A 21,847-nucleotide genomic window follows, 5' to 3' on the forward strand; every position below is an offset into this window, starting at 1 on the left:
GTCCGGCCCATGTTCGGAATCAGCAGGAAAACGGCGACGAAGGCGGCGATCGTGACGGCATTGTCCGTCGCGGTCTCGGTGTCGATCGTGCTGTTGCTCGTGCCGCTGCTCGGCGGTCATCCCGACGGACCCGGCTTCTTGATGAGCGTCCTGTGCCCGCTCGTCATCGCCGCACCGGCGAGCGCCTGGCAGTTCCACCAGAAGGAGACGATCGAGCGCCAGCGTGACGAGATCGCGCGCATGCACGTCGAACTGGAGGACATGCATGCGGAACTCTCCGTGCTGCATGCGGACCTGAAGCAGCGATCGCGGATTGATTCCCTGACCGGCGGATTGAACCGTGAAACCTTCTTCGCCGCCCTCGACTCGGCGGCATTCGGGCCGCAGCCGTCCGCGCTGCTGATCGCAGACGCCGATCACTTCAAGAAGATCAACGATACCTTCGGCCATCTCGTCGGTGACGACGCATTGCGCATGATCGGCCGCACGATCGCCGCCGCGCTCGGGCCGCGGGACTTCTGGGGCCGGATCGGTGGCGAGGAATTCGTATTGTTCCTGGAAGGGGCGGATCGCGTGAAGACGCTTGCGATCGCCGAGGCTCTTCGCCGCGCGGTGGCCGGCAGCGAGCTCGTCGCCGAGGGCATGCGCGTGCCGTTGTCCGTCAGCATCGGCGGACGTTGTGCAAAAGGTGTGTTCGATCCAACGGCACTTTTCCGGCAGGCCGACGAGGACCTCTACCGGGCGAAGAGGGCGGGCCGTAACCGCATCGTCATCGATGGTGAGGAGGCAGGAACGGTCGTCGCCTGACGGCTCCTGCTCACGGCTCCTCGCGCCGTTCCCGGAAAAAGGTCCTGAGAATATCGGCCGCACGGCTCTCGCCGATGCCGGAATAGACCTCCGGCGCGTGGTGGCAGGTCGGCTGGGCGTAGAAGCGCACGCCGTTGTCGACGCCGCCGCCCTTCGGGTCCTCGGCGCCGTAGTAGAGCCGCCGGATGCGGGCGAAGGAGATCGCCGCCGCGCACATCGTGCAGGGCTCCAGGGTCACGTAGAGATCGGCGCCGGAGAGCCGTTCGTCACCGACGCGCTCCGCGGCGAGCCGGATCGCGGCGATTTCGGCGTGCGCCGTCACGTCATGCAGTTCGCGGGTACGGTTCCCGGCGCTCGCGATCACCTCGCCGTCGAGCACGACCACGGCACCGATGGGCACTTCACCGCGTTTCCCGGCCGCTTCGGCTTCCGCCAGCGCAAGCTCCATGAAACGATTCGCCGGCGGCATGTGACATTTCCTCTTAACCAAGGCCCCGCGACCTGATAGGACACGGCCAAACCACAGGCAAACAACAAATGACATCCAAAGACAAGCCTAAGCGTCCCGGCGCCAAATCGTCCGAACGCGGCGCAAAGCCGTCGCCCCGCAAATTTACCCGTTCCGCCGAGAAGGGCGCGCCGAAATCCGCCGCCAAGGCGGCACCGAAGGCCGCAGCCAAACCCGGCAAGCCGGCGCCTGTCGTGGCGGCCGCCACCGACGCGGTCGTTCCGGAGCGCATCTCCAAGCTTCTCGCTCGCGCGGGCGTCGCCTCGCGCCGCGACGTCGAGCGCATGATCATGGAAGGTCGTGTCAGCCTCAACGGCAAGGTGCTCGACACGCCGGTCGTCAATGCCACACTCGCCGACAAGATCGAGGTGGATGGCGAGCCGATCCGCGGCATTGAGCGCACCCGGCTCTGGCTCTACCACAAGCCGGCCGGGCTGGTGACCACCAATTCCGATCCGGAAGGCCGCCCGACGGTGTTCGAGAACCTGCCGGACGACCTGCCACGCGTCATGTCCATCGGCCGCCTCGACATCAACACCGAAGGCCTGCTGCTCCTGACCAATGACGGCGGCCTTGCCCGCGTGCTCGAACTGCCGACGACCGGCTGGCTGCGTCGCTACCGCGTCCGCGCCCACGGCGACATCGACCAGGACCGGCTCGACAAGTTGAAGGAAGGCATCGCCGTCGAAGGCGTTCTCTACGGTGCGATCGATGCCACCCTCGATCGCAAGCAGGGCCATAATGTCTGGCTGACCATGGGCCTGCGCGAAGGCAAGAACCGCGAGATCAAGAACGTGCTCGGCGCGCTCGGCCTCGAGGTGAACCGCCTGATCCGCATCTCCTATGGCCCCTTCCAGCTCGGCGACCTGCCCGAAGGCCAGGTCCAGGAGGTCCGCGGCCGGATGCTGCGCGACCAGCTCGGACCGCGTCTCATCGAGGATGCCAAGGCCAATTTCGACGCGCCGATCTATTCGCGCGAACGTGACGAAGACGAGGGCGAGGCGGCCGAGAAGCCATCCGAAAAACCCCAGCACGGGAAGCGCGAAAAACCCGAGGATCGCCGCGAGCGCGCCCTCGGCCGGCTCGACACCCGCCGCTCCGGCCCGGCGCCCAAGGCCGGGCGCGGCGACAAGCGCGAAGAAGGCGATTTCGCCGATCGCCCGAAGCGCAAGCCGGCGGGACAGAGCCGTACCGCCAATGTCTGGATGGCGCCGGGTGCGCGTCCGCTCGGCGAAAAGGCAGCCGCCCGCAAGGCGGCTTCCGGCGCCGGCAAGCCGGGCGGCCGCCCGCGCTTCGAGGAAGCGTCGCGGGGCGGAAAGCCCGCTTTCGGCCAGCCCGACGCCCGTTCGCGCGTGACGATCAGCAAGACCCGCGACGAGGAAGGCGAGTGGATCCGCGCCGAGGCGCCGCCCCGCCGCAAGGACGAGGACGAGGGTTTCGGCGGCAGGCGGAGTGCCGGTGGCCGGCCGGATCGCGGCGATCGTCCCCGTGAAGGGCGTTCCTTCGAAGGCAGGTCTTTCGAGGATCGGCCCCGTCGCGAGCGTCCGCAGGAGGCGCGCGACCGCAGCGATCGGCCTCGTGGCGACAGACCCTACGGCGATCGCCCGCGCAGTGGCGAAAAGCCCGCCGGCGACCGGCCGTTCTCCGGCAAGCCCGAGCGCAAGGGCGGCAAGAGCTTCGGTGGCAAGAGTTTCGGCGGGAAGACCGGTGGTGGCAAGCCTGCCGGGGGAGCCGACAAACCGCGGGGTGGCCGTCCGGGTGGCGGCAAGCCTTTCGGGGGCAAGCCTTCCGGCGGTGGCCGGGGTCCTTCGAAGGGCAGGAGGTAACGGGCGGTGCGGATCGTCGGCGGTGAGTTTCGCGGTCGCAACCTGGCGACGCCGAAATCGAACGCGATCCGGCCGACCATCGACCGGACGCGCGAGAGCCTGTTCAACATCCTGACCCACGCGCATCCCGGCTGTCTCGACGGCACGCGCGTGCTCGACCTCTTCGCCGGCACCGGCGCAGTTGGCCTCGAGGCGCTGTCGCGCGGCTGCCGTGCCGCGCTCTTCGTCGAAAACAGTGTCGAAGGCCGCAGCCTTCTCTGGGAGAACATCGACGCGCTCGGCCTGCACGGGCGGGCGAAGATCCTGCGGCGCGATGCGACCCTGCTCGGTCCCGCCGCCAATATCGAACCTTTTCATCTGATGTTCGCAGACCCGCCCTACAACAAGGGTCTCGGCGAAAAGGCCTTCGCCGCCGCCCACGAGGGGGGCTGGCTGGTGCCGGGGGCGCTCGCGATCCTGGAGGAGAAGGCCGAGGCGGTGATCAACATGCACCCGGCCTTCCGCCTGATCGAGGAGCGGACGTTCGGCGACACGAAGATGTATTTCTACGAATACCGTCCCGCCTGACGGTGATGGGCGAACGAGGGCTGCCGGTGGAAAGCGAAACGACGCCAGCGACGATACCGGCTCCGGCCGCCGCCAGCGGGCCGACGCTGGCACTCGCGCTCGGAGCAGGCGGCGCCCGTGGGCTTGCCCATATTCCGGTCATCGAGGCGCTTGACGAAATGGGCATCCGTCCGGCGGCGATCGCCGGCTCTTCGATCGGCGCGATCATCGGCGCGGGAATGGCCGCCGGCATGACGGGTCGCGAGATTCGCGACTATACGCTGGAGACCGTCGGCAAGCGTTCGGTGCTCGCCAACCGCCTCTGGAGTCTCGGGCCGGCCACCATGCGCGACGCCCTCGGCGGGTTCCGGCTCGGTCAGTTCAATCTCGAACGTATCCTGAAGGCGTTTCTGCCGGAGCGCCTGCCGGAGGTTTTTTCCGGCCTCTCCATCCCGCTGAAGGTCGTCGCGACGGACTATTTCGGCCAGACCGAGGTCGTCTGCGAGAGCGGCGATCTCCTCAATGCTCTGGCGGCGTCGGCGGCAATCCCCGCGCTCTTCATGCCGGTGCGCCTCGGCGGCCGCTTCATGATCGACGGCGGCATTTACAATCCCGTTCCCTATGACCACCTCGCCGGCACGGCCGACATCGTCATCGGCGTCGATGTGATCGGCGGGCCGGTCGGCGACGACGGCGAGTCGCCGAACCGCATCGACAGCCTGTTCGGCGCGAGCCAGCTGATGATGCAGGCCAACCTGGCGCTCAAGCAGAAGCTCTCGCCACCCGACATCCTGCTGCGGCCGGACGTCAATTCCTACCGCGTGCTCGATTTCCTGAAGGCGCGGCAGATCCTCGACGCGGCGGAAGCCCTGAAGGACGATCTCAAACGCCGGATCGAGGTGCGGCTGGAGGATGTCGTCCGCAGCTGACGGCCTTCAGGAGTTCTCCGTGCCCGTATGGGCGCGAACGGCGGCCTCGACGTCGTCGGGCGTCGTGCGCTTCGGCTTCACCAGCGGTTCCGGCCGGACGGGACGGTTGTGCAGCATGTGCCGGCCGGCGTGCAGACCGTCCGTCAACTGGATGCGCAGCCGCTCCTCGTCGCGACGGCGGATATCCTCGCCGATCGCGAGGGCGTCCTCCTCGCTCATGCCGAGGGCTTCCAGCGTCTTGCGGCCGAAGAGCAGGCCCGATTCCAGTGTCTCGCGCAGCTCGTATTCGACGTTCCGCGCCCTGAGCGACAGGCTGTGGATACGGTCGTAGGAGCGGACGAAGAGCCGCACGTCGGGGCATTCGGCGAGAATGAGATCGACGATCCGGTCGGTCGTCTCCTTCTTCTGCGTGCAGACGGCGACGATCTTCGCCCGCTTCAGCCCCGCCGCGCGCAGCACGTCGAGCCGGTTGCCGTCGCCGTAGTAGATGCGGAAGCCGAAGGACGCCGCCTGGCGGATGCGGTCGGCGGAATCGTCGATGATCGTCACGTCGCGCCCGCTTGCGAGCAGGATCTGTGCGGCGATCTGGGCGAAACGCGAAAACCCGATGATCAGTACGTCGGAGCCCGCACCTTCGAAATCCTCGTCGAGTTCCTCGCGGCTGTCGCCTGTGAGCAGGCGGCGCGAGAGCGTCGCGCCGATCGGCGTCAGCGCCATGGTCAGCGTGACGATCGAGATCAGCAGCGAGGCGGTGCCGTTCGAAAGAAGCTGTTGCGTGGTCGCGGTCGTGAACAGCACGAAGCCGAACTCGCCGCCCTGCGGCAGCAGAAAGGCGATCCGCACCGCATCGTCGTGCGAGGAACCGGATGTCCGGCAAAGGCCGTAGAGGATCGCGGCCTTGATCGCCATCACTGCCGGCACGGCGACCAGCACGAGAGCGAGATTGTCCAGGATGACCTTCAGGTCGAGCGACAGGCCGACGGCCATGAAGAACAGCCCGAGCAGCACTCCGCGGAAAGGCTCGATGTCGGCTTCGAGTTCGTGGCGGTAGGAGGATTCGGCGAGCATCACGCCGGACAGGAAGGCGCCCATCGCCATGGAAAGGCCGGCGAGCTGCATCAGCACCGCCGATCCGAGCACCACCAGCAGCGCCGCCGCGATCATCACCTCCCTTGCGCCGGTGCGGGCGATGATCTGGAAGAGAGGCGTCAGAAGGTAGCGTCCGGCCATCACCATCGCGACGATAGCGAGCACGGCGACGACCGAGTCGACGAGCACGGATCCGTCGGCCGCCTCCTGGCGGCTGGACAGGATGGAAACCATCGCGAGCAGCGGGACGATCGCAAGGTCCTGGAGCAGCAGGATCGAGAACGAACGCTGGCCGTAGCGGGTGTTCATGTCGCCGGCGTCGTTCAGCAGCTGCAGGGCGAAGGCGGTCGAGGAGAGCGCGAGCCCAAATCCTGCGACGAGGCCGCCGCGCCAGTCGACGAGGCCGGAAAAGACGGCGGCGCCCGTGAGCGCGAGACCGGTCAGCAGCACCTGCGCCGTTCCGAGCCCGAAGATGTCGGCGCGCATGCGCCAGAGTCGCGTGGGATTGAGTTCGAGCCCGATGATGAAGAGCAGGAACACCACGCCGAGTTCGGCGACGGCGAGAATTTCGCCCGCACCCGTCAGCAGGTGAAGAATGGGGCCGATGACAACACCGGCGGCAAGATAGCCGAGCACGGTCCCGAGGCCGAGCTTGCGGAAGATCGGGGCCGCCACGACAGCCCCGCCGAGCAGAAGCAGGGTTTCGGTAAAGAGCGCGTCGGGTGCCGTCGTCAAGCTCTCATTCTCCTTCTCTGTTTATCGTGACGGCTCTCGGGAATCGGCGCCGCGGCCCTTGATGCCTACTGGAATGCACAATACATGGAGCCCTAATGAAAGGCCAAGTCATGACCCCTGAAATCGATTCCGCCACTCTCCTTTCCCGCGCCGGCCAGCTCGTCGATCTTGCCCTGAAGGCGGGAGCCGACAGTGCGGACGCGGTCGTCGTCCGGTCGCGCTCGAAATCGGTCGGCGTTCGGTTGGGTAAGGTGGAGACGACGGAGTCGTCCGAAAGCGACGACTTCTCGCTGCGGGTCTTCATCGGCAGGCAGGTCGCGAGCGTTTCGGCCAATCCCGGCTTCGATCTGAAGGTGCTTGCCGAGCGGGCGGTCGCGATGGCGAAGGTGTCGCCGGAAGACCCCTTCGCCGGTCTCGCCGACGCGGCCGATCTCGCACGCTCCTATCCCGACCTCGATCTCTTCGATCCGGCCGAGGTATCGAGTGACGAATTGCGCGATGCGGCCCTTTCGGCGGAAGAGGCGGCGCTTGCGGTCAAGGGGGTCTCCAACTCGGTCGGAGCGGGAGCCTCGGCCGGCATGGGCGGTCTCGTGCTCGTTACATCCCACGGCTTTTCCGGCAGCTTCCAGTCCTCGCGCTTCGGCTGCTCCGTCGGCGTCATCGCCGGCGAGGGCACGCGGATGGAGCGCGACCACGACTTCGATAGCCGGCTCTTCTATGCCGATCTTGATCCTGCTTCCGAAATCGGGCGACGGGCCGGCGAGCGGGCGGTCCGCCGCCTCGATCCCCGCCAGGTCGAAACCGGCCAGAACGTCACCGTCGTCTTCGACCCGCGCGTGGCGCGTGGCTTCGTCGGCCATATCGCCGGCGCGATCAATGGCGCTGCGGTCGCCCGCAAGACCTCCTTCCTGCGCGATCGTATGGGAACGGAGGTGCTGAAGTCCGGGTTGAACATCACGGACGATCCGCTGAAGGGGCGCGGCTCCGGCTCGCGGCCCTTCGACGGCGAGGGCGTGAAGGGCGAGAAGCTGGTGATGATCGAAGACGGTGTCCTGAAGCACTGGTTCCTGTCTTCCTCCGCCGCTCGTGAACTCGGCCTCCATACAAACGGCCGCGGTTCACGCGGCGGGACGGCGGTGTCTCCGACGTCGACCAATCTCGCGCTCGAGCCGGGCAGTATTGCGCCGGAAGACCTGATCCGCTCCGTCGGCAACGGCTTCTACGTCACCGAGCTGATCGGCCAGGGCGTCAACATGGTGACGGGTGAATACAGCCGCGGCGCCACCGGCTTCTGGATCGAGAACGGCGAGCTTGCCTACCCGGTTTCCGGCGTGACGATCGCCTCGAACCTGAAAGACATGTTCATGCGGCTGACCGCGGCGAACGACATCGACCGCAAGTTTGCCGTTGCGGCCCCGACCGTCGCCATCGAGGGCATGACGATCGCCGGCCGCTGACGTGACTCGCAAAACGCAGAGGATGGTGCCATCATGACCGCCGCTCTCATTTCCGACTGGCAGGCGGATATCGACCTGATCGCCGCCGCGGCGCGGGAGGCGGCCGCCGTCGCGCTGACCTTCTTCGGCCAGTCGCCGCAGGTCTGGTGGAAGAACGAGGGCCGCTCGCCGGTCAGCGCCGCCGACCACGCCGCAAACGAATGCCTCGAAGAGCGGTTGCGCACCGCCCGTCCGTCCTACGGCTGGCTTTCGGAGGAAACCGACGACGATCTCGGCCGGTTGAAATCGGACACCCTGTTCGTCGTCGACCCGATCGACGGTACGCGCGCCTTCATCGGCAACAAGCCGACCTGGTGCATCAGCGTCGCCGTCGTTCATCGCGGCAAGCCGGTGGCCGGCGTTCTCGTCGCGCCGGCGCTCGGCGAGGAGTATTCGGCGGTCGAAGGCGGACCGGCGCTGAAGAACGGCAAGCCGATCGCGGTCGCCGTCTTCGATCCGGTGAAGAAATTGCGCGTCGCAACCCCGATGGACATTATCGATGTGTTCGACGCGCCGCTGAAGGGCCGCATCGAACGCGTCGAACACGTCCCTTCGCTCGCCTACCGGATCGCGATGGTCGCCGAAGGCCGCATCGACGCCACGTTCGTCAAGCCGAACTCCCATGACTGGGACATCGCAGCCGCCGATCTCATCCTGCAGCAGGCCGGAGGGCGGCTCACCGATCTCGGTGGAAACGCACTCACCTACAATCGTCCGGAGGTCACCCACGGCGTCCTGTGTGCGGCGGTTGAAGGCGAGCTTCCGGATCTCCTCGAGAGGCTTGCCGCCTTCCCGCGCGGTTGACGTTTTCGTCGAAATCGATCACAGGAAAAGGGGAGGCGAACACGAATGGAAAGAAACGTAGAATGACCGAATCCAGCGATCAGAAGCAGCTCCTCCACCTCGTCTTCGGCGGTGAGCTGACCAGCCTCAAGGACGTGCATTTCAAGGACCTGAACGATCTCGACATCGTCGGCATCTTCCCCGATTATGCAAGCGCGCTGGCGGCGTGGAAGGGCAAGGCCCAGGCCACTGTCGACAACGCCCACATGCGCTATTTCATCGTGCACATGCACCGCCTGTTGACCCCGGGTGAGAAGGTCGTGGGTCAGGACTGATGAATTCGACCGTACCGCATCCGGCTTTTAGATCGGGTGCGGTGGCGGGACGTCAATTTTTGAACGCAGTTTTGCAGCATCGACAGTTTCAGTTTGGCCAGCCTGATCGAAAGGGCGCCATGGCACCGAAAGCTAAGAGAAGCGGTCTTTATTGATGGCGATGATCGACGGTTTCGCATCGATGGCGATTACCGGCTACAGCTGGGCGGGCATTGCTGCCTACCCGCTCGCCGGACCGCTGCTGGCGTTGCGGGCCGCCAAGGGCAAGGAAGACCGCGCGCGTCGGCTGGAGCGCTTCGGCTATCCCTCGACAGACCGTCCGCACGGACCGCTCGTCTGGATTCATGCCGCGAGCGTGGGCGAGACGCTCGCCGTCGTTGGCCTCATGCGCGAATTGCGCCGCCGCGACATCAACGTCTTGCTGACCACCGGAACCGTCACCTCCGCCGAACTCGTGCGGCTGCGCCTCGACGGGGAAATCATCCACCAGTATGTGCCCCTCGATTTGAGGCCGGCGGTGCGCCGTTTCCTCGACTACTGGGGACCGGACATCGCCATCTCCGTCGAGTCCGAGATATGGCCGACGACGCTCGGCGAGCTCGACCGGCGCCACATTCCGCAGATCCTCGTCAACGCCCGCATGTCGGACCGCTCCTTCGAGCGCTGGCATCGCCACAACTCGATCGCCGAGGCGCTGTTTTCCAGGCTTTCACTGGTGATTGCGCAGTCGGATGTCGACGCCGAGCGCTTCCGTGATCTCGGCGCATGGCCGGTCGCCGTCTCCGGCAACCTCAAGGTCGATGGCGACGCGCCGCCCTGCGACATGACGGCGCTTGCCCGCTATCGGGAGCAGATCGGCCATCGCAAGACCTGGGCGGCCATCTCCACCTTCGAGGGCGAGGAAAAGATCGCCGTCATGGTGCATCGGGCGCTGAAGGCCCATGTCGGACTGTTGACCATCATCGTGCCACGCCATCCCGAACGCTGCGACGAGCTCGAAGCGATGATGGTCGAGAAGGGATTGAAGGTCGCGCGCCGCACCCGCGAGGACGAGATCACCCCTGATACGGATGTCTTTCTCGGTGACACGATCGGCGAGATGGGGCTCTATCTGCGGCTGACGGAAATCGCCTTCGTCGGTCGCTCGATCACCGGACAGGGCGGACAGAATCCGCTTGAGCCGGCGATGCTGGGCTGCGCCGTGCTGACCGGACCGAACGTCGAGAATTTCCGTGACAGCTATCAGCGGCTGGTGCGCAACGGCAATGCCCGGATCGTGCGCGACGCCGAAATGCTGGCGAAGGCCGTGCACTTCCTCTCGGTCAACGACCTCGCCCGCCACAAGATGATCGATGCGGGCACCGAGACGCTGCAGGAGATGCGCGGCGCGCTCGTTGCGACGATCAAGGGGCTGGAGCCCTACATCAACCCTCTCACCGTCAAGGCGCGGCTGGAGCCGCGCGCCGCACGGCAGCGCTGAAGAAGAAAAGAGTACAGGACATGGACCGGGGTGCGGGGATCGCAGGGATCCTCTTCGACAAGGACGGAACGCTTCTCGATTTCGATGCGAGCTGGGCGCCGGTCAACCGCAAGCTGGCACTGTTGGCGGCCGGAGGCGACCCGTCGCTCGCCGATCGCCTGTTGCTCGCCTGCGGCATGGACCCGGTGAGCGGCCATATCGTGCCGGACAGTCTGTTTGCCGCCGGCAACACCCGTGAGATCGCCGAGGGTCTCGTGGCTGCAGGTTCTCCGATGGCAAGCGAGGCGCTGGTCCCGGTCCTCGACGAACTCTTCGCCGATGCCGCCGACCTCTCGGTTCCCGTCATCGAGCTGGCGCCGCTCTTCTCACGCCTGCATGGACGCGGCCTGAAACTCGGCATCGCTTCGAGCGACAACGAGAAATCCATCCGCCGCGTCGTCGAGCGTTTCGGCATCACCGAGTACGTCGATTTCGTCGCCGGCTACGACAGCGGTCACGGTTCGAAGCCCGAGGCCGGCATGGTGCTCGGCTTCTGTCGGGCGACGGGGCTCGTGCCCGGTGCGGTCGCCGTCGTCGGCGACAACAATCACGACATGCATATGGGACACAATGCCGGCGCGGGGCTCAAGGTCGCGGTGCTGAGCGGGACCGGCTCGCAGGCGACGCTCGCCGAGGCCTGCGACGTCTGCCTGAACGACATCAGCGAGCTCGAAGCCCTGCTCGCCTGAAGGCGGCTGGAGGCATCGCCCACGAGACGGGTTGACGAAGGCCATCCGCCTGCGGTCTGTTGCATCATCGTAAACAAAGGCTTTCCGGCGGAGCCGCGACGAGCAGGGGGAGGACGTGATGGTATCGGAAGCCCCACCCTTCTGGTGGACGAAGCCGGATTGGCGCGCCTGGGCGCTGTCGCCGTTCTCGTTTCTCTACGGCCAGATCGCCGGCCGGCGTATGGCGAACGGCAAGCGCCTGTCCTCGCCCGTTCCGGTCATCTGCGTCGGCAATTTCACCGTCGGCGGTGCCGGCAAGACGCCGACCGTCCTGGCGCTGGTGCGCGCCGCTCATGCGCAGGGCCTGAAGCCCGGCATCCTCAGTCGCGGCTATGGCGGCTCTCTCGACGTGACGACCGTCGTCGATCCGGAGCACCATCGTTCGACCGACGTCGGCGACGAGCCGCTGCTGCTTGCCCGCCACGCGCTCACCGTCATTTCCCGCAAGCGTTTTGCCGGCGCCCGGCGCCTCGTCGACGAGGGGGTGGACCTGATCATCATGGACGACGGCTTCCAGAGCGCACGCCTCGCGGTCGATTTTGCCCTGATCGTCATCGACAGCATCCGCGGCATCGGCAACGGCCATCTCGTGCCCGGCGGACCCGTTCGGGCACCGATCCGCGTGCAGATGCGTTATGTCGACGGCTTGCTGAAGGTCGGCAACGGCACCGCGGCCGATCGCCTGGTGCGCCAGGCGGCGCGGGCCGGCAAGCCGATCTATGTCGCCTCGCTCTCGCCGCGGGGCGATGCCGGCATCTCCGGAAAGCGCGTGCTCGCCTTCGCCGGCATTGCCGATCCGGGGAAGTTCTTCCGCACCGTGGAGGAGCTGGGCGCAGAGCTCGTCGAGCGCCGCGCCTTGCCCGACCATCACCACATGGGCGAGGACGAGATTGCCGAACTGCTCGACAAGGCTGCCGCGAGCGATCTGGAACTGGTGACCACGGCGAAGGACTTCGTGCGGTTGCGCTCCGGGCCGGGGCGTGCCGAGGAACTCGCACGCAGGTGCAAGGTCGTGGACGTCGAGATGATGTTCGACGATCCCAATGCGCCGGGAAAGATCATCGACCGGGCGATCGAGGTGCATCGCGCGCGCCGGCTGAAGGAAGGACGCTACGGCGTCTAGCGGATATGCTGCCTCAGCGGTTCTGGACGGGAAGGGCGCCCGCCCGCTTTTCGGCCTCGAACGAGGCGGCGGCATCCACATAGGGTTCCTGCCGGGCGACGCTCCAGTAACGCAGCTCGTCGATGAGGATCGGCTTGCCGGTGACGGCGCAGACCACGTAGGAGCCGGGGGACAGGATCTGGAAGTCGGCGTCCAAGTACCGGATCTTGGCTTCCCGGTTGCCGCTGCCTTCGAAACGGTTCATGTCACACTGCTCCTTCGCACGTCATCGCCTTGCCATACTCCGCGACGCGCGGAAATTCCAGAAATATCAGCTGCGGCCGAATAGCCTTTCTATGTCGGAGAGCTTGAGCTCGACATAGGTCGGCCGGCCGTGGTTGCACTGGCCCGAACCCGGCGTCGCCTCCATCTGGCGCAGCAGCGAGTTCATCTCCTCGACGCGCAGAACCCGGCCCGACCGCACCGAGCCGTGGCAGGCCATGGTCGCGGCGACGTGTTCCAGCCGCGCGGCGAGCCCGCCGGCCGTGTCCCATTCGGCGATCTCGTCGGCAAGCTCGCGAACGAGCGCCTGCACATCCATCTCGCCGAGCATGGCCGGCGTCTCGCGCACGGCGACGGCGCCGGGACCGAAGCGCTCGACCGAAAGGCCGAGTTGTTCCAGCGCCTCGGCATGGACCATGAGGCGGTCACAGTCTTCTTCCGGCAGGTCGACGATCTCGGGGATGAGCAGTCCCTGGGACGGCAGCCGCCTTCCGGAAAGCGCCTTGCGCATCTGCTCGAAGACGAGACGCTCGTGGGCGGCATGCTGGTCGACGATGACGAGGCCGTCCTCCGTCTGCGCGACGATGTAGTTGGCGTGGACCTGTGCGCGGGCCGCACCGAGCGGATGGCTCTCGACCGGGGGAGCGGACGGGGGAACGACAGCCGGCGCTTCGGCGCGGGCTGTCGGCACGGCAACGGTGTCGAACCGGGCCTGTTGCGGTTCGGCGAACCTGAACGGGGCCGCGGCGGGCCGGTAGGGTGACGTTTCAGGGCTCCAGCTGTAGCCACCAGCGGGGTTCGGTGGACGGAAACCGGGGCGGAAGGCGCGGAGCATGCCGCCGGCGCCCGTGGTCGAGGCGCGGTCGCCCTCGCGCTGCAAGGCCTCGCGGATCGCGCCGACGATCAGGCCGCGCACCAGTCCGGGGTCACGGAAGCGGACGTCGGATTTCGCCGGATGGACGTTGACGTCGACGAGTGCCGGGTCGATGTCGATCGACAGTACCGCCACCGGATAGCGCCCGTGCGGCACGGTTTCGGCATAGGCACCGCGGATCGCCGAGAGGATCTGCTTGTCCTGCACGGGGCGGCCGTTGACGAAGGCATATTGATGGGCCGAGTTGCCGCGATTGAAGGTCGGGACGCCGGCAAAACCGGTGAGGCGCACCTCTTCCCGTTCGGCATCGAGCGAGATCGCGTTGTCACGGAAGTCGCTGCCGAGCACTTGGGCGATGCGGGCGAGAGGATCGCCAGTCGTTGCCGGGAACTCGAGCGTCGAGCGGTCGCTGCCGGAAAGCACGAAGCGGACGTGCGGGAAGGCGATGGCCATCCGCTTGACGACTTCGGTGATGGCACCTGCCTCGGCCTTTTCCGTCTTCAGGAATTTCAGCCGCGCCGGGGTCGCGAAGAAGAGGTCGCGGACCTCGACGACGGTTCCCGGATTGGCGGCGACCGGACGGATGGCCGAAACCCTGCCGCCGGCGACGCTGATCTCCGCACCTTCTGCGCTGCCGGGCACGCGGCTCGCGATCGAGAGCTTTGCGACCGAGCCGATCGAGGGCAGGGCTTCGCCGCGAAAGCCCAGGCTGCGGATGTCGAAGAGCGATTCGGAAATCTTCGAGGTGCAGTGCCGGCGAATCGCAAGCTCAAGATCGGCGGGATCCATGCCGGCGCCGTTGTCCGCCACGCGCAGCAGGCTCTTGCCGCCGCCGGCGGTGGCCACCTCGATTCGTGTGGCACCGGCGTCGATCGCATTTTCGATCAGTTCCTTCGCCGCGCTTGCGGGACGCTCGATGACCTCACCGGCGGCGATCTGGTTGATGAGCGTTTCGGAGAGCTGTTTAATGGCCATTTTATCATTTTCCCGGATTCGGACAGGTGAGGAAAGCCTGAAAGCGCCGGAAACGGTGGAAATCCGTGTGCAGCGGCGAAAACGTTGCCACTCACCATTAAGTCCCCGTTAAGGACCAGCAACTAACGTCGGTTGTGCCCCAATACGTTCAAAGCGGGGCGGATGGTTGTTGCTGTCGACGAGGCAACCGGCCCTGCCGGACCGAGTCGGAAGCATCCATCCGGGCGTCACCCCGGCGCCGGCGAGTTTTTCATGCGGAATGAAAGTGAAGGTTTTTGGATCGGTGCCCAGGCATTCAGTTCCTTGAGGCGGTAATGTGAAGAATTTTCCAGCGGTGCCCGTCGAGAGCGGGTCGAAGGGGAAGCACGTGACGGGCGAAATGGCAGCGCGGGACGCGCAGTTGCATACGGCCGCGCTCGACGCAGCGTCCGAGGCCCTTTCTGCCGCGATCATGATCTACGACCGCAACGACGAACTGATCTATGTGAGCCGCCAGATGGCAGGCTACGTACCGGTTTCCCCTCACTTCTTCTCTCCCGGAACACGTCTTCGTGAGTTTCTCGGCGCCGCCTATGATGCGGGCATGCATAGCTGCACGCCGGCCGGCGGCGCGGCGATCGGCAGCCGTGAGGAATGGATCGCCGAGAGCATCGCCGCCCATTGGCGGGAGCGGTTCGATTACCAGATGCGCGACGCTCAGCGTGGCTGGACGAAAATGTCGATGCGCCGTCTTTCTTCCGGTCACGGCCTCTGTGTCATCACCGATATTTCCGAACAGAAGAAGCGGGAGGAGCAGTGGCATGCCGATCTCGAACGCGTGCAGCTGACCGAGGAAATTCTCGACAACCTGCCGCATCCCGTTTTCGTCCAGGACCGCAGTCTGATGATCGTGGCCGTCAACAAGGCGTTCTGCGCCCTGTTCGGCGCAAGAACGGACGTCATGCTCGGCAGTTCGCTGAACAGCCTTTTCGATAAGGCTCTCGCGGCGAGCCTCGGCGACACCGCGCGCCATGTCCTCGATACCGGCGCACCGTCGCTCGTGTCGGTGACGGTTCCGCAACCGTCCGGCCCGGTGGCTCTCGCCGTGCGCAGCCGGCGCGTCGGCAAGCCGGGACGCTATTTCGTTGTCACCAGCCTCGATCATCCGGCGGACATGACGCTTGCCACGGAGCGAACGGCGGCAGCGATTACCCTCGGATCAGAACAACAGGACGCCGGCATCGAGAACGTAGCGGACGGACCTACCCGCGCATTGGATTGTGCCGGGCGGCGCGTCTTGCTGGTGACCGCCGACAGCGCCTTTGCCGACGCCGCGCTCGAAACGCTGTCGGAACTGCGTCTCGATGCGTGCTCCGTTCAGAATGCCGGCGAGGAGGAAGCCTTCCTCGATGTCGCCAGGTCGGCGGGGGTCGCGATCGATCTCGTGGTCGTCGACACCAACATGGACGTGCGGTGCCTCGAACTCGCACATCAACATGGCGTGGAAGCCTTGCCGATCGACAGCTTCCAGATCAGGAACGAGCTCGCCGCTCTTGCCGCCGAACGCCTGAGCCGCAGCCCCTCCGTCGAAGACGACGACTGGGAGATCACTACCGGCGATGCCGTGCCGATGAGCAGCGATCCGCTGGTGCTGGTTGCGGAGGACAATGCGATCAACCAGATCGTCTTCGCCCAGATACTCGAGGGGCTCGGCTTTCGCTTCACCATCGCGTCGAGCGGCGAGGAAGCAGTCCGCCTCTGGCAGAATCTCGAACCGCAGATCGTGCTGATGGATGTCACCTTGCCGGGGATTTCAGGATACGACGCCTGCCGGCGCATCCGCGACCTCGATCGCGCATCCGGACGCACGACGCCGGTGATCGGGGTCCTCGCCCACGCCTTCGAACGTGACCGCGAAGACTGCCTCTCGGCAGGCATGGACGACATCCTGCAGAAGCCCCTGTGCTCTGACGCAATCGAGGCGATCTTCCAGCGGTTCATTCCCGGCTACATCGCCTTTTCGCCGGCCTGAACGGCCGTGAAGCCTCCCCAAAGTTGGGGAGGTAGAAGCGCCCAAGATCGCGAAAATGCTATTATTTTTTTAATCATTCGGACACATCCTGACATTCGAAACAAGAGGTTCTCAGGATATCGTCGATGCCGCCGGCCGATCCGACATTGCCGCAGGTAAGCCAGAACGAGCTTCAGGCAATGGCCTATACCGACCAGCTCACCGGGCTCGGAAACCGCTATCGCCTGCGGGACAAGGTGCGGATGCTCGCAGCCGAACGTGCCGACGATCCTGCGCCCTTTACGGTCGCGCTCGTCAATCTGGATGGTTTCAAGCCGATCAACGACCTGTTCGGAACCGTCGCGGGTGACGAAATTCTCTGCCAGGCGGCCCACCGTCTGAAGGCCTGCATTCCTGATGGAGCGACGGTCACCCGGCACGATGGAGACGAGTTCGCCGTCATCCTGCCGCTGGTCTTCGAGCGGGTCGCCGCCGAGCGGGTGGGGCAGATGATCAAGGACGTGCTGTCCGCGCCTTACGATCTCGGCGACCGTAACGTCCGGCTCTCGGCATCCCTCGGCTTCGCCATCTATCCCTTCGCCGGTGCAGATTTCGAAGAGCTGATGAAGAGCGCGGAGACGGCGCTCTATCGTTCAAAACGGCGGGGCCGCGGCCAGATCACCGTTTATTCGAGCGAGATCGCCCAGGAGATGCGGCGTTCCACTCAACTCGAACAGGCGCTGCGCAACGCGATCATTTCCGACAATGTCGACGTCCACTTCCAGCCGATCGTCAACCTCGCCGACGGTCGTGTGAAGGGCTTTGAAGCGCTCGCCCGCTGGATCGATCCCGATCTCGGCTTCGTCTCGCCGGCGGTCTTCGTGCCGCTTGCCGAAGAGCGTGGTTTTATCGACATGCTTTCCGAGACGCTGCTGCGCAAGGCGGCGGAGGCGACGCTCGCCTGGCCTCGCGACCTCTTCCTTTCCTTCAACCTGTCCTCGGCGCAGTTGATGGACCCGCGCACGACCTACAACACGCTTTCGATCCTCAACAGCGTCGGGTTCGATCCGCGCCGGCTGGAGCTCGAGATCACCGAGACGGCCGTGATGACCTCGGCCGACACGGCCGCGCGCATCATCAACGAACTGCGCGAACTCGGCATCCGGATATCTCTCGATGATTTCGGCACCGGCCAGTCGAGCCTCGGGCGGCTGCGGGATTTCACCTTCGACAAGGTGAAGATCGACCGGGCCTTCGTTTCCGCGATCATGACGGACCGCACTTCCGAGCATATCATCAAGGCGATCGTCACCATGTGCGAAGGTCTGGATCTCGCGGTCGTGGCAGAGGGTATCGAGACGGTCGCCGAGGCGAAGAAGCTGCGCGACCTCGGCTGCGGCATGGGGCAGGGCTATCACTTCGGCAAGCCGATGGATCAGGCGGCAACCCTGCGTTACCTCCACGATCACTATCATGAGTTCGCGATGCTGGATCGCGAGCGGCTCGGAGCAACAGGGCCGCGCGTCGACCACGACGCCTGACCTCTCCCACACAGACCGCCGAAGGGCGGCATTGCCGCCGTCCTTGCCCGTCAGGGAAGAAAAGGCGCCCGCAAGAGCGGGCAGGCGCCCCCCGCATGCTCCATCAGAGACGGAAGAGCGGCTCGTGACGCCCGGCGACAGTGATGCCCAGGTCGAAGGTCGCGCCGGAGAGCGGGTCGTCGGCGCGCGCGGCGGCATCCAGTCCCTCGTGGCAGGAGGTCACGAGCAGGCGGTCTGCGGTTTTGCCGAAGAATGCGGGGCAGGTGACTCGCCGCGTCGGCATTTCATAGCGCGCGAGATGCGTGCCGTCCGGGGCGTAGCGGTCGACGCAGGCTCCGTCCCATCGGGCATTCCAGATCGTGCCTTCGCTGTCGCAGACCGAACCGTCGAAGACGCCGCGCATCGACGTGCCGTCGACCAGCACGCTCGCGGGTCCGACCGGCTGGCCGGTTGCCGGGTCGAGCGGGATACGCATCAGGTGGTTCACCTTCGAATCCGTGTAGTAACCGATCGCGCCGTCCGGCGAGAAGCAGATGGCGTTCGGTATGCCGATCCTGTCGATGATCCGGGTGACCGTCGTGCCGGCAACGTGATAGATCGCTCCGGCCTCGGGCTCGGCCTTCTTGCTCATCGTGCCGATCCAGAGCGCGCCGGACGGATGCACGCGGCCGTCGTTCGAGCGATTTCCCGGCTTCTCCGGCTCCAGTTCCGCGTGGCGGGTCAGTGTTCCGGTCGCGACGTCGCGCAGGAACAGCCCTTCGTCGGAAGCGATCAGTTGCCGCTTGTCGTCGATGAGCGCCAGGACACTGCCCATGAAGGGGAGCGCATGCGAGCGACGGTTGCCGGTCTCCGGGTCATATTCCCATAGCCGCTTGCCGAGAATGTCGAACCACCAGGCGCGCTGCTGCAGGAAGTCCCAGATCGGACCTTCGCCCAGTTCGTGGCACTCGTCGCAGAGGACTCTGCCTTGGAAAGAGTGTGTGTCCGTCACGTTGCTGTTCCTCTGTGTGCGCTTGCATGATCGCTCGGGCTTCATGCGTTTGTTGTCATTTTCGAAAACAGTTGCGGCAAAATTGATCGCCGTGCTGGACTGGCGATGCCTTCTGCGCTTATTCTGCGCACGGGGGACAGTCAATCGACATCGCAGTCCCCGACGCGGGAGCGTTCCCGCCATCCGTCAAATCGTAGTCGCTAAATCTGCATGGCTTTAGAAGGGGTGTAAGGCTGGCCGCGGGGGATCGACGCGTTTCCCAAAGCAAATTCTTGATAAGCGTCAATATGTTCGGCACTGGGGTGCAGAACCTGGAGTTTCGTGGGAGAGCTCTGAACTCGGATCTTGCCGCGTTTGTGGGGATGAGGATCGGCTACCGCCCGGGTCCTTCTATTTCGTGCTCGAAGAAAACAAATGATGACAACATTGGAATCCGTAACGAGAGCGGAAAGGGTTGCCGGCTTTGTCAGTGAACTGACGGGCTTCAAGGCACAGTTCGATCTCTTCCGTTTCATGAAGCGTCTTACCGAAAGCTACGGTGCGCGCGCCTTCATGGTCATGAACATGCCGGGGGCGACGTCGCTCGACCTCGCCAACAGTTCCATCATCACCAATTGGCCCGCTGAACTGATCAGCGAATATGATCAGGTTCCGCTCTTGGTGAACAGTCCGATCGTGCGTCGACTGCGTAATTCCGCGACGCCTTTCAGTTTCGACATCGATGGCGTTGTGCGTGAACGCGATCCCCGAACGACCATGGCAGCGAAGGAACTCTTCGAGCGTTTCCGGATGACGCGGGGCGCCTATTTCCCCGTGCACGATGCACAGGGCGCGCGTGGCGCCATCTCGTTTTCCGGAGACCGGGCGCCGTTTTCCTTCCTGGAGATGATGGAGCTCACGTATCTCTCCGTCCACGTCTTCAACCGGCTGGCCGAAATTCGCGATCTCGACAATCGCGCGACGGGGGCATTGACCGACCGCGAGGTCGACTGCCTGAACTGGACGGCAGCGGGCAAGACCAGCGTCGAGATCGCCGAGATTCTCAGTCTCTCCGAGCATACGATCAATCATTACCTGAACCGGGCGGCGAAGAAGCTCGACACGGTCAACCGGACGCAGGCCGTCGCCAAGGCCCTGCGGCTCGGGCTGATCAAATAGCCGGCAAAGGCGGGCGGTGCCGGTAAATTGTGCAGGGCACAATAGTCGGGACGAAAATTTGGGCGCTGCACGCCCGTCCCGGACGCATGTGACGGCCGTCGAAGCCCGAATGCCGCGATTTCAGGGGTTCTGCCGCATCTGGCACGCCGTATGCATTCAATCTGGCAGGTCCAGAGGGGACTGACAAAGGCACCCGAGGAGAGGATGCCTTGGAAAGCGAAGCCGCCGGTTCGGGGAAGCAGCGCCGAAGAGAGCGCGCCGAACGTTCCGGCGGCTTTTCCGTCTCTACGCGTACGAAACGCCGGTGCCGAATATGTCCGTAAGCCGCGTCCCGGCGTCGCGGTTTCATCTGATTCCCGCACTTTGCGGTTGGCGGCGGGCTGTCGCTCGACTATCTACGCAGGAGGCTAGTTAGAGCGAGGCAGGCATGGCGGAGTTCACGCGCGAACAGGTTCTTGAGACTCTGAAGTCGGTCCGCGGACCGGGTTTCGATCGCAACATCGTCGACCTCGGCATGGTGTCGGACATCTTCATTTCCGACGGCAAGGTCTATTTCTCGATCACCGTTCCGGCCGACCGCGCCCAGGAACTCGAGCCTCTGCGCGTTGCCGCCGAGCGGGCGGTCAAGGCGATGCCGGGTGTCAAGGGCGCGCTGGTGAGCCTCACGGCCGAGCGCAAGGCCGGGTCGGCGCCTTCGACACCCCCGCAGGGCGCGGGCCACGCGCATCATGCGCCCGGACAGGCACAGCCCCAGCGTCCCGCAAAGGCCGGCATTCCGGGCATCAAGTCGATCGTCGCGGTCGCCTCCGGCAAGGGTGGTGTCGGCAAGTCGACGACCGCGGTCAATCTCGCGCTCGCGCTCAAGGCGAACGGCCTGAAGGTCGGCATTCTCGACGCCGACGTCTACGGCCCGTCGATGCCGCGGCTGCTCGGCATTACGGGCAAGCCGAAGCAGATCGAAGGCCGGATGATCATGCCGATGGAGAATTACGGCCTGAAGGCGATGTCGATGGGCTTCCTCGTGGACGAGGGAACGGCGATGATCTGGCGCGGCCCGATGGTCCAGTCGGCGCTGATGCAGATGCTGCGCGAAGTCGCCTGGGGCGAGCTCGACGTTCTTGTCGTCGACATGCCGCCCGGCACCGGCGACGCCCAGCTGACCATGGCCCAGCAGGTGCCGCTCTCGGGTGCGGTGATTGTCTCGACGCCGCAGGATCTCGCGCTCATCGATGCGCGCAAGGGCCTCAACATGTTCAACAAGGTCGAGGTGCCGGTGCTCGGCATCGTCGAGAACATGAGCTATTTCATCGCGCCGGATACCGGGGCCCGCTACGACATCTTCGGCCACGGCGGTGCGAAGGCCGAGGCCGAGAAGATCGGTGTGCCCTTCCTCGGAGAAGTGCCGCTGACGATCGAGATCCGCGAGACTTCGGACGCCGGCACGCCGGTCGTCGTATCCCATCCCGACGGGCCGCAGGCGAAGGTCTATCGCGACATTGCCGAAAAGGTCTGGCAGCAGGTTGGCATCGGAGCCCGGCGGCAGGCACCCTCGATCGTTTTCGAATAGGGGGCGAGGCAAGGTCCGGCATGCGGTACGCGAACTCTGGGCTGCCGCCGCCCCGGGGGGAGAAGG

Annotated in this window: 19 protein-coding genes; 14 read left to right on the forward strand and 5 right to left on the reverse strand. The window is 65.4% G+C overall.

Going from position 1 to position 21,847, the window contains the following annotated elements:
• Positions 1-51: 51 nt before the first annotated feature.
• Positions 52-807 (forward strand): GGDEF domain-containing protein, encoded by a 756-nt coding sequence (locus tag NHF53_RS03855; RefSeq protein WP_252833176.1) that lies wholly within the window; start codon positions 52-54, stop codon positions 805-807.
• Positions 808-817: 10 nt separating this feature from the next.
• On the opposite strand, the gene NHF53_RS03860 is transcribed toward NHF53_RS03855, so the two are convergent.
• On the reverse strand, positions 818-1,255 hold the full coding sequence (locus NHF53_RS03860) for a nucleoside deaminase (protein WP_252834903.1): 438 nt from the start codon (positions 1,253-1,255) through the stop codon (positions 818-820).
• Between the two features lie 89 nt (positions 1,256-1,344).
• Between NHF53_RS03860 and NHF53_RS03865 the strand changes: the two genes are divergently transcribed.
• From NHF53_RS03865 to NHF53_RS03875, 3 genes are read left to right on the forward strand one after another with little or no spacing between them, the layout of a single operon-like run.
• Positions 1,345-3,141, forward strand: coding sequence for a pseudouridine synthase (locus tag NHF53_RS03865; RefSeq protein ID WP_252833177.1), 1,797 nt, complete (start codon positions 1,345-1,347; stop codon positions 3,139-3,141).
• A 6-nt stretch (positions 3,142-3,147) separates the two neighbouring features.
• Positions 3,148-3,708 carry a 16S rRNA (guanine(966)-N(2))-methyltransferase RsmD gene (gene rsmD / locus NHF53_RS03870; protein ID WP_112689269.1) on the forward strand — a complete coding sequence of 187 codons (561 nt, stop codon included), beginning with the start codon at positions 3,148-3,150 and terminating at the stop codon, positions 3,706-3,708.
• 26 nt (positions 3,709-3,734) lie between these two features.
• A complete protein-coding gene (locus tag NHF53_RS03875) occupies positions 3,735-4,616 on the forward strand; it encodes a patatin-like phospholipase family protein (RefSeq protein WP_374591003.1) in 882 nt (293 codons plus the stop codon).
• 6 nt (positions 4,617-4,622) lie between these two features.
• Here NHF53_RS03875 and NHF53_RS03880 read toward each other — a convergent pair whose 3' ends face one another.
• The gene (locus tag NHF53_RS03880) at positions 4,623-6,440 is read right to left on the reverse strand and encodes a monovalent cation:proton antiporter-2 (CPA2) family protein (RefSeq protein WP_252833178.1); all 1,818 of its coding nucleotides are present in this window, start codon (positions 6,438-6,440) and stop codon (positions 4,623-4,625) included.
• Between the two features lie 110 nt (positions 6,441-6,550).
• On the opposite strand from NHF53_RS03880, the gene NHF53_RS03885 reads away from it, so the two are divergent.
• The 6 genes from NHF53_RS03885 (at position 6,551) to lpxK (ending at position 12,424) form a co-directional block, all read left to right on the forward strand.
• Positions 6,551-7,897: a TldD/PmbA family protein gene (locus NHF53_RS03885; protein ID WP_252833179.1), complete on the forward strand. Its 1,347-nt coding sequence runs from the start codon at positions 6,551-6,553 to the stop codon at positions 7,895-7,897.
• Between the two features lie 33 nt (positions 7,898-7,930).
• The gene (locus NHF53_RS03890) at positions 7,931-8,740 is read left to right on the forward strand and encodes a 3'(2'),5'-bisphosphate nucleotidase CysQ (protein WP_252833180.1); all 810 of its coding nucleotides are present in this window, start codon (positions 7,931-7,933) and stop codon (positions 8,738-8,740) included.
• A gap of 62 nt (positions 8,741-8,802) precedes the next feature.
• Positions 8,803-9,054: a DUF4170 domain-containing protein gene (locus tag NHF53_RS03895; protein WP_129334475.1), complete on the forward strand. Its 252-nt coding sequence runs from the start codon at positions 8,803-8,805 to the stop codon at positions 9,052-9,054.
• 160 nt (positions 9,055-9,214) lie between these two features.
• The gene (gene waaA / locus NHF53_RS03900) at positions 9,215-10,534 is read left to right on the forward strand and encodes a lipid IV(A) 3-deoxy-D-manno-octulosonic acid transferase (RefSeq protein WP_374591154.1); all 1,320 of its coding nucleotides are present in this window, start codon (positions 9,215-9,217) and stop codon (positions 10,532-10,534) included.
• A 20-nt stretch (positions 10,535-10,554) separates the two neighbouring features.
• On the forward strand, positions 10,555-11,262 hold the full coding sequence (locus tag NHF53_RS03905; protein ID WP_252833182.1) for an HAD family hydrolase: 708 nt from the start codon (positions 10,555-10,557) through the stop codon (positions 11,260-11,262).
• 118 nt (positions 11,263-11,380) lie between these two features.
• Positions 11,381-12,424 (forward strand): tetraacyldisaccharide 4'-kinase, encoded by a 1,044-nt coding sequence (gene lpxK / locus NHF53_RS03910; RefSeq protein ID WP_252833183.1) that lies wholly within the window; start codon positions 11,381-11,383, stop codon positions 12,422-12,424.
• 13 nt (positions 12,425-12,437) lie between these two features.
• Here lpxK and NHF53_RS03915 read toward each other — a convergent pair whose 3' ends face one another.
• Both NHF53_RS03915 and mutL read right to left on the reverse strand, forming a co-directional pair.
• A complete protein-coding gene (locus NHF53_RS03915) occupies positions 12,438-12,668 on the reverse strand; it encodes a DUF2093 domain-containing protein (protein ID WP_114362650.1) in 231 nt (76 codons plus the stop codon).
• 66 nt (positions 12,669-12,734) lie between these two features.
• Positions 12,735-14,534, reverse strand: coding sequence for a DNA mismatch repair endonuclease MutL (gene mutL / locus NHF53_RS03920; RefSeq protein WP_252833184.1), 1,800 nt, complete (start codon positions 14,532-14,534; stop codon positions 12,735-12,737).
• A gap of 316 nt (positions 14,535-14,850) precedes the next feature.
• Between mutL and NHF53_RS03925 the strand changes: the two genes are divergently transcribed.
• Complete coding sequence (locus NHF53_RS03925; protein WP_252833185.1) at positions 14,851-16,545, forward strand: response regulator; 1,695 nt, start codon at positions 14,851-14,853, stop codon at positions 16,543-16,545.
• Between the two features lie 125 nt (positions 16,546-16,670).
• Positions 16,671-18,065 carry a bifunctional diguanylate cyclase/phosphodiesterase gene (locus tag NHF53_RS03930; protein WP_114362653.1) on the forward strand — a complete coding sequence of 465 codons (1,395 nt, stop codon included), beginning with the start codon at positions 16,671-16,673 and terminating at the stop codon, positions 18,063-18,065.
• 103 nt (positions 18,066-18,168) lie between these two features.
• Here the strand turns inward: NHF53_RS03930 and NHF53_RS03935 are convergent, their stop codons facing one another.
• On the reverse strand, positions 18,169-19,056 hold the full coding sequence (locus NHF53_RS03935; protein WP_252833186.1) for an SMP-30/gluconolactonase/LRE family protein: 888 nt from the start codon (positions 19,054-19,056) through the stop codon (positions 18,169-18,171).
• A gap of 414 nt (positions 19,057-19,470) precedes the next feature.
• On the opposite strand from NHF53_RS03935, the gene NHF53_RS03940 reads away from it, so the two are divergent.
• Complete coding sequence (locus NHF53_RS03940; RefSeq protein ID WP_374591006.1) at positions 19,471-20,214, forward strand: LuxR family transcriptional regulator; 744 nt, start codon at positions 19,471-19,473, stop codon at positions 20,212-20,214.
• Between the two features lie 427 nt (positions 20,215-20,641).
• Positions 20,642-21,781, forward strand: a complete 1,140-nt coding sequence (gene apbC, locus NHF53_RS03945) for an iron-sulfur cluster carrier protein ApbC (RefSeq protein WP_252833188.1) — start codon at positions 20,642-20,644, stop codon at positions 21,779-21,781.
• The last annotated feature ends 66 nt before the right edge of the window (positions 21,782-21,847 follow it).

Source organism: Ciceribacter sp. RN22 (genome assembly GCF_024054295.1).
In the GTDB taxonomy this organism is placed as follows: Bacteria; Pseudomonadota; Alphaproteobacteria; order Rhizobiales; family Rhizobiaceae; genus Allorhizobium; species Allorhizobium lividum.

Coding starts and splice junctions, on each gene's coding strand:
- NHF53_RS03865 (WP_252833177.1), top strand. CDS start 1,345: ATGACATCCAAAGACAAGCCTAAGCGTCCCGGCGCCAAATCGTCCGAA.
- mutL (WP_252833184.1), bottom strand. CDS start 14,534: ATGGCCATTAAACAGCTCTCCGAAACGCTCATCAACCAGATCGCCGCC.
- apbC (WP_252833188.1), top strand. CDS start 20,642: ATGGCGGAGTTCACGCGCGAACAGGTTCTTGAGACTCTGAAGTCGGTC.
- NHF53_RS03895 (WP_129334475.1), top strand. CDS start 8,803: ATGACCGAATCCAGCGATCAGAAGCAGCTCCTCCACCTCGTCTTCGGC.
- NHF53_RS03890 (WP_252833180.1), top strand. CDS start 7,931: ATGACCGCCGCTCTCATTTCCGACTGGCAGGCGGATATCGACCTGATC.
- NHF53_RS03905 (WP_252833182.1), top strand. CDS start 10,555: ATGGACCGGGGTGCGGGGATCGCAGGGATCCTCTTCGACAAGGACGGA.
- NHF53_RS03930 (WP_114362653.1), top strand. CDS start 16,671: ATGCCGCCGGCCGATCCGACATTGCCGCAGGTAAGCCAGAACGAGCTT.
- lpxK (WP_252833183.1), top strand. CDS start 11,381: ATGGTATCGGAAGCCCCACCCTTCTGGTGGACGAAGCCGGATTGGCGC.
- waaA (WP_374591154.1), top strand. CDS start 9,215: ATGATCGACGGTTTCGCATCGATGGCGATTACCGGCTACAGCTGGGCG.
- NHF53_RS03940 (WP_374591006.1), top strand. CDS start 19,471: ATGATGACAACATTGGAATCCGTAACGAGAGCGGAAAGGGTTGCCGGC.
- NHF53_RS03915 (WP_114362650.1), bottom strand. CDS start 12,668: ATGAACCGTTTCGAAGGCAGCGGCAACCGGGAAGCCAAGATCCGGTAC.
- NHF53_RS03885 (WP_252833179.1), top strand. CDS start 6,551: ATGACCCCTGAAATCGATTCCGCCACTCTCCTTTCCCGCGCCGGCCAG.
- NHF53_RS03860 (WP_252834903.1), bottom strand. CDS start 1,255: ATGGAGCTTGCGCTGGCGGAAGCCGAAGCGGCCGGGAAACGCGGTGAA.